This window comes from Pseudomonas sp. P7548 (assembly GCF_013386585.1).
GTDB lineage: Bacteria > Pseudomonadota > Gammaproteobacteria > Pseudomonadales > Pseudomonadaceae > Aquipseudomonas.
Window position 1 is genome coordinate 244,405 of the sequence record NZ_JACARO010000015.1, and the last position, 6,147, is coordinate 250,551.

Genomic DNA, 6,147 nt, shown 5'->3' on the forward strand with positions numbered 1-6,147 from the left:
CGCCCATTCCAACCCTGTTGCAGACCCCATGACCGTCCTGAAATACCTCCAGGCCTATCCCGCCGCGCTCCAGGAGCAGGTGCGCCAGCTGATCGCCAAGGACCAGTTGGGCGACTACCTGGAAAAGCGCTACCCCGAACGCCACGCCGTACAGAGTGACAAGGCCCTGTACACCTATGCCCTGGCCTTGAAGCAGGAACACCTGCGCAACGCGCCGGCCATCGACAAGGTGCTGTTCGACAACCGCCTGGACCTGACCCACCGCGCCCTCGGCCTGCACACCACGATTTCACGGGTACAGGGCGGCAATCTCAAAGCCAAGAAAGAGATTCGCATCGCCTCGTTGTTCAAGGAGGCGGCGCCGGAGTTTTTGCGCATGATCGTGGTGCACGAACTGGCGCACTTCAAGGAATCGGACCACAACAAGGCGTTCTACAAACTCTGCGACTACATGATGCCGGGCTACCATCAGGTGGAATTCGACCTGCGGGTGTACCTCACGTATCGCGACCTGCAGGGCAAACCCTGACCGCACAAGGCGACCACCATGGATGTGAGCAAGACCAAGAGCAGCTTCTACCGCCGCCTGTACGTGGCCTACCTGATCGACAGCGGGCTGGCCAGCAGCGTGCCCGCGCTGACCGACGTGACCGGCATGCCCCGGCGCACGGCGCAGGACACGATAGCGGCGTTGGCCGACCTGGATATCGTGTGTGAGTTCGAACAGGAAGACGGCGCCCGCAACCATGCGGGGCACTATCGGATTCGCAGCTGGGGGGCGATTGACCGGGGGTGGATTGAGGCGAATCTGGCGTCGGTGAAGCAGGTGCTGGGGTATCCCTGAAGCTCGGTGGTGACCGCATCGCCGCCATCGCAGGCAAGCCAGCTCCCACCTTTAGATGGGTGAACACAGTCCAGATAGGGGAGCCCCCACCTTTTGATGTGTGAACACTATCCAAATGTGGGAGCTGGCTTGCCTGCGAAGAGGCCCTCAGTCGCGCCGCATACCAATGTGTGGAATATCATCCTCAAGGTATTCCTCACCCGCCACCACAAATCCATACCGCCCGTAATACCCCTGCAAATGCGCCTGGGCTGATAGAAAAATGGGCGTCTCGGGCCAGATATCCTCAATGCGCTTGAGTGTTTCTTCCATCATCCGATGCCCCAGCCCTGTGCCACGCGCCACGGGCGCCACAATCACCCGGCCTATCACCACGTCACCGCCCTGGGTATCCGGGTCCAGCAAGCGCAGGTAAGCCACCAGCTTGTCGTCCTGCCATGCCATCAGGTGGTGGGTGTCGCCCGAGAGGTCTTGCCCGTCGAGGTCCTGGTAAACGCATTTCTGCTCGACGACGAAAACCTCATTGCGCAGGCGAAGGATGGCGTACAGCTGGTCCTTGCCCAGGTCATCGTGGTGTTTGCAGACCCATTCGACTGTCATGGTGTGCTCTCTTATGAAGTGTCTGTATCGATAGTAAGCGTGGCGAGCGGCGCTGTCTAAATCTGGCTTTTTTGTGAATGGCGTCAATTTGCCATCATTCTGTGCATTCGCCGCTGACTTCTTTGTGTAATCTGCAATGCAGTCTCATTGATGAGCTACTGTTAGAACCTCAGGTTGAGCCTGAGCTCAGGCCAACGCCTGCCCGCCAAGGACTTTGAGCATGCCGCGATTTTCTCGTGCCGTTGCTTTGATTGGAATGTTGCTGCTGGCGACACCGGCGCTCGCACAGCGTCTGCGCCTGGTAGCGGATGCCTGGCCTCCCTTTACCGATGCCACCTTGATCAATGGCGGCCTGGCCACCGACATCGTGACCACGGCCCTGGCCCGTGCCGGGTATGCCAGTGACTTCGAACAGGTGCCCTGGGCCCGCGCGCTGATGGGCGTGGGGGACGGACGCTACGACGTGCTGGTCAATGCCTGGTACGACGATGCCCGCACCCAGCTGGGGCAGTTTTCCGGCGAATACCTGCTCAACCGCGTGCGTTTCATCAAGCGCCGCGACGACCCCATCGACTACCAGAATCTGGAGCAACTGCACGACGAATCGATTGCCGTGGTGCGCGGCTATGCCTATTCGTCAGCGTTCGACCAGGACACCCAATTGCAAAAAGTACCGGTGCATAACTTCGCCATGGCCGTGCGCATGCTGGCGGCGCAGCGTGTGCGGCTGACGGTGGAAGATGAGTACGTGGCCCGTTACTACCTGGCGCGGGAGTCACCGCGCGTGCGCAACGCGGTGGAGTTCGTGCCCAAGCCCTTGACTGAAAACAGCCTGCATATCCTGGTGAGCCTGAAGAACCCGCAGCATGAGCAGATCGTGGCCAGCTTCGACCGGGAAATTGCCAAGATGAAGGTCGATGGCAGCTATGAGCGGTTGATGAAAGAGCACGGGATGTAGGGCCCTTAGGGCCTCTTCGCGAGCAAGCCCGCTCCCACATTGAACCGCGTACATCATTTGGAATGCGGTCGAATGTGGGAGCGGGCTTGCTCGCGAAAGCGATCTAAGCCTCGCTGGTATCCTTGATCAAATGCGCCGCCAACGTGCGCAACGGCCCCAACTGCCGACAGATCAGCGCCAACTGCGTCTGCACCAACCGCTGCCCTTCATCGATCTCATCGGGCATCTGCTCAAGGTCCGCCGCCAAGGCTTCCTCCGCATCACTCTGAATCGCAATCGGCTGTTTGTTCGCCAGCCCCGTGGCGATCTCATCAATACTCGCCGCCAATGAGTTGCCCGCGCCGTCGATCAAATGCTCGCGCACTTCGGCGGGCAATTGGGTTTCCCGGTGTGCGCCCAGGCCAGACAAATAACTCAGCAAGGTGTGCGACAACACCAGAAAGCGGAAGCCCACGTCGGCCTCCTTCCGGAAATGCCCCGGCTCCATCAGCATGTTGGCCAGGGTGGTCGACAGCGCGGCATCGGCGTTGTGTGCGTTACGGCGGGCCAGGCGATAGGCCAGGTCGTCGCTCTTGCCGGCCGCATATTGCTGCATGATTTGCCGAAGGTAGATGCTGTTGCACGTCAGGGTGTTGGCCAGCACCTTGTTCAAGCGACGGCCCTGCCAGTCCGGCAGGAACAGGAACACTGCCAGGCCGGCAATCAGGCTGCCCAGCAAGGTATCGAACAGCCGTGGCAGGAACAGCCCGTAGCCATCACCCACCTGGTTGAAGCAGAACAGCACCATCAAGGTGATCGCCGCCGTGGCCAGGGTGTAGCGGGTGGTACGGTTGATAAAGAACACCAGGCCTGCGGCGATGGCGAACAGCGATTGCACCAGCGGGCTGGGGAACAGGTCGAACAGCGCCCAGGCCACGGTCAGGCCGATGGCGGTGCCGACGATCCGCTGGCCAAGCTTGCGCCGGGTGGCGCCGTAGTTGGGCTGGCACACGAACAGGGTGGTGAGGATGATCCAGTAGCCTTGGGACGGGTGGATCAAATGCACCATGCCGTAGCCGACACTCAGCGCCAGCGGCAGGCGCAGCGCATGGCGGAACAGCAGCGAAGTTGGTGTGAGCTGGGTGCGCAGGCGCGTCCACATTTCCTTGAGGTTGCGCGGCGCACGGTCGAGCAGGCTGCTGTCGGTGGCGTCGGCCAGGGAATCGGGGTTGCTCGCGTCGCCCAGCAGGCGGTCGAGGGTGGACAGGTTGGCGGCCAGGGCGCGCAAGGAACGCAGCAGCCCGCGCCAGGCCGGGTTGCTCTGGATGCGCAGGTGTTCCAGGGAGGCGTTCAGGTCGCCCAGGGCCTCGGCAAAACTGTCGTCATAGATGAACGGCTGGCGCAGCTGGATCGACTCGGCCAGGGTCTGGCAGGCCTTGCCTTGCTGGCGCAGCAGGCGCTGGCAGCGGAACAGCACATCGCTGTGGAAGAAGGCTTCGGCCAGGGCGTTGTAGGGGTAGTGCGAGGAACTGGCGCGCTCGTGGATGTCCTGGGCCAGGAAGTACAGCTTCAGGTAGCGGCTGACCTTCGAGCCTGGGCGACCATTGCCCACGCGGTGCAGAATGATTTCCTTCGCCGCATTCAGTGCTGCGACTACACGGCCGTTTTGCTGGGCCAGTTCCAGGCGGCGTGCTTCCACGTCCAACTGGCGGATCGGCTCGAACAACGACGACTTGAGCTTGAGGTAGCGCCCCAGCTCGCGGAACAACCGCGCCAGGCTCTGTTGCACCGGCTGGTTGGAAAACAGCGCCTGCCACAACACCGACAGCACGCCGTACCAGGCGGCGCCGGCCACCAGCAGCAAGGGCTCGTGCCAGAAGTCGGTCACGGCGCCGCCACGCTGGTCCACACCGATCATGGTGTACACCGACAGGATCAGCGTCGCCGAGGCAATCGCGCCGTAGCGTTCGCCCAAGGCGCCAAGCATGGTCAGGCAGAAGCTGGCCAGGGCCAGAGCGATCGCGAAGATCCAAGGGTAGGGAAACAGCAGCTCCACCGACAGCGCGGCGATGCTGAAACACACCAGCGTCACCGCCAGGGCGTTGAGGCGGCCTTGCCAGCTGTCGTCGGTCTCGGCCAGGGCGCTGGCGATAATCCCCAGGAACAGCGGGATCAGCAGTGTCATTTCATCCTGATACCAGCACAGCGCCATGCTGCCGGTGAGGGCGATGAATACCCGAACGCTGTAACTGAATTTATCCAGCGCCCACAGGCGCCGCATGGACTGCTTGAACGAGGTCGATGACATGAAGTCTGGAGTCTTCCGGGACGATGCCGCTAAATTGAGCCAGTAATGACGCCACGGCAAGCGCGGCGATCACATCTAACAGCAAAATTTATTGCACCCCTGCACCTGAATGTGGAATGCAGCCAATGTGGGAGCGGGCTTGCTCGCGAAGGCGGCGTGTCAGTCGGCACATGTATGACTGATCCACCGCCTTCGCGAGCAAGCCCGCTCCCACATTTTTACGGTGTTGATTCAGACAAATTGCGCCGCTGCATAGCCCGAAGCCCAGGCCCACTGGAAGTTGAAACCGCCCAGGTGACCGGTCACATCCAGCACTTCGCCGATAAAATACAGGCCCGGGCTTTTCAGCGATTCCATGGTCTTGGACGACACTTCCCGCGTGTCCACGCCACCTAGCGTGACTTCCGCCGTGCGATAACCCTCGGTGCCCGCAGGCACTAACTGCCAGCTGCCGAGCTTTTGCGCGATGTCCGCGATTTCGGCGTGGGTGTATTGCTTCATCGGCTTGGAGGCGAACCAGGTTTCGGCCAGCAGGTTGGCCATCTTCTTGGTGAAGATCTCGCCCAGCAGGGTTTTCAGCTCACTGTTTGGGCGCTCGACCTGTTGCTGTTGCAGCCAGGTGTGGGCGTCGTGGTCGGGCAGCAGGTTGATCTCGACCGTATCGCCGCTTTCCCAATACGAGGAAATCTGCAAAATTGCCGGCCCGCTCAGGCCGCGGTGGGTAAACAGGAGGTTCTCGCGAAAGCTCTGGCCGTTGCAGCTCACCAGGCAATCCACCGAAGTGCCAGACAGCTCGCCACACAACTCCTTGAGCTGGTCGGTGATGGTGAACGGTACCAACCCGGCGCGGGTCGGCAGCAGTTCATGGCCAAACTGTTTGGCCACCTGATAACCAAATCCGGTGGCGCCCAGGGTGGGAATCGACAGGCCGCCGGTGGCGATCACCAGGGATTCGCAGCGCAACTCGCCCAAGGTGGTCTGCAACTGATAGCCGCCGTCGACCTTGGCAATTTCCTGGATCGAGGTGTCCAGGTGCAGGTCCACGCCGACCTGGATGCACTCGTCGAGCAGCATGCCGAGGATGTCACTGGACTTGTTGTCACAGAACAGCTGGCCGAGCTTCTTCTCGTGGTACGGCACGCCGTGCTTGGCCACCAGCCCGATGAAGTCCCACTGGGTATAGCGGGCCAGGGCGGATTTGCAGAAGTGCGCGTTCTGCGACAGGAAGTTGGCCGGCTCGGTGTACATATTGGTGAAGTTGCAGCGGCCACCGCCGGACATCAGGATCTTCTTGCCGGCCTTGTTCGCATGGTCGATCAACATCACCTTGCGCCCACGCCCGGCAGCGGTCAGCGCGCACATCAAGCCTGCGGCGCCGGCGCCAATGATCACAACTTCGGTCGAGCGCACAGCAATGTCCTCACAAAAACTTAATATGAAATGTAATCAAATGTGGGA

General features: G+C 61.2%; 6 protein-coding genes. 3 read left to right on the forward strand and 3 right to left on the reverse strand.

Annotated features, from left to right (window positions below; all coding sequences use genetic code 11):
• Positions 1–28 precede the first annotated feature (28 nt).
• Positions 29–529 (forward strand): M48 family metallopeptidase, encoded by a 501-nt coding sequence (locus tag HX803_RS09095; protein ID WP_178920091.1) that lies wholly within the window; start codon positions 29–31, stop codon positions 527–529.
• Positions 530–547: 18 nt separating this feature from the next.
• Entirely contained in the window at positions 548–844 is a 297-nt protein-coding gene (locus tag HX803_RS09100) for a helix-turn-helix domain-containing protein (RefSeq protein WP_178920092.1), read from the forward strand.
• Positions 845–991: 147 nt separating this feature from the next.
• Here the strand turns inward: HX803_RS09100 and HX803_RS09105 are convergent, their stop codons facing one another.
• Complete coding sequence (locus HX803_RS09105; protein WP_178920093.1) at positions 992–1,444, reverse strand: GNAT family N-acetyltransferase; 453 nt, start codon at positions 1,442–1,444, stop codon at positions 992–994.
• 220 nt (positions 1,445–1,664) lie between these two features.
• Here HX803_RS09105 and HX803_RS09110 point away from each other — a divergent pair, with 220 nt between their 5' ends.
• Entirely contained in the window at positions 1,665–2,402 is a 738-nt protein-coding gene (locus HX803_RS09110) for an ABC transporter substrate-binding protein (protein ID WP_178920094.1), read from the forward strand.
• Between the two features lie 103 nt (positions 2,403–2,505).
• On the opposite strand, the gene yccS is transcribed toward HX803_RS09110, so the two are convergent.
• Together yccS and HX803_RS09120 are read right to left on the reverse strand one after the other, a co-directional pair.
• Positions 2,506–4,689 (reverse strand): YccS family putative transporter, encoded by a 2,184-nt coding sequence (gene yccS, locus HX803_RS09115; RefSeq protein ID WP_178920095.1) that lies wholly within the window; start codon positions 4,687–4,689, stop codon positions 2,506–2,508.
• Between the two features lie 231 nt (positions 4,690–4,920).
• Positions 4,921–6,099: an NAD(P)/FAD-dependent oxidoreductase gene (locus HX803_RS09120; RefSeq protein ID WP_178920096.1), complete on the reverse strand. Its 1,179-nt coding sequence runs from the start codon at positions 6,097–6,099 to the stop codon at positions 4,921–4,923.
• Positions 6,100–6,147 lie beyond the last annotated feature (48 nt).

What these genes read in the sequence shown, in the direction of transcription:
- HX803_RS09095 (WP_178920091.1), top strand. Translation starts at nt 29, where the DNA reads ATGACCGTCCTGAAATACCTCCAGGCCTATCCCGCCGCGCTCCAGGAG.
- HX803_RS09100 (WP_178920092.1), top strand. Translation starts at nt 548, where the DNA reads ATGGATGTGAGCAAGACCAAGAGCAGCTTCTACCGCCGCCTGTACGTG.
- HX803_RS09105 (WP_178920093.1), bottom strand. Translation starts at nt 1,444, where the DNA reads ATGACAGTCGAATGGGTCTGCAAACACCACGATGACCTGGGCAAGGAC.
- HX803_RS09110 (WP_178920094.1), top strand. Translation starts at nt 1,665, where the DNA reads ATGCCGCGATTTTCTCGTGCCGTTGCTTTGATTGGAATGTTGCTGCTG.
- yccS (WP_178920095.1), bottom strand. Translation starts at nt 4,689, where the DNA reads ATGTCATCGACCTCGTTCAAGCAGTCCATGCGGCGCCTGTGGGCGCTG.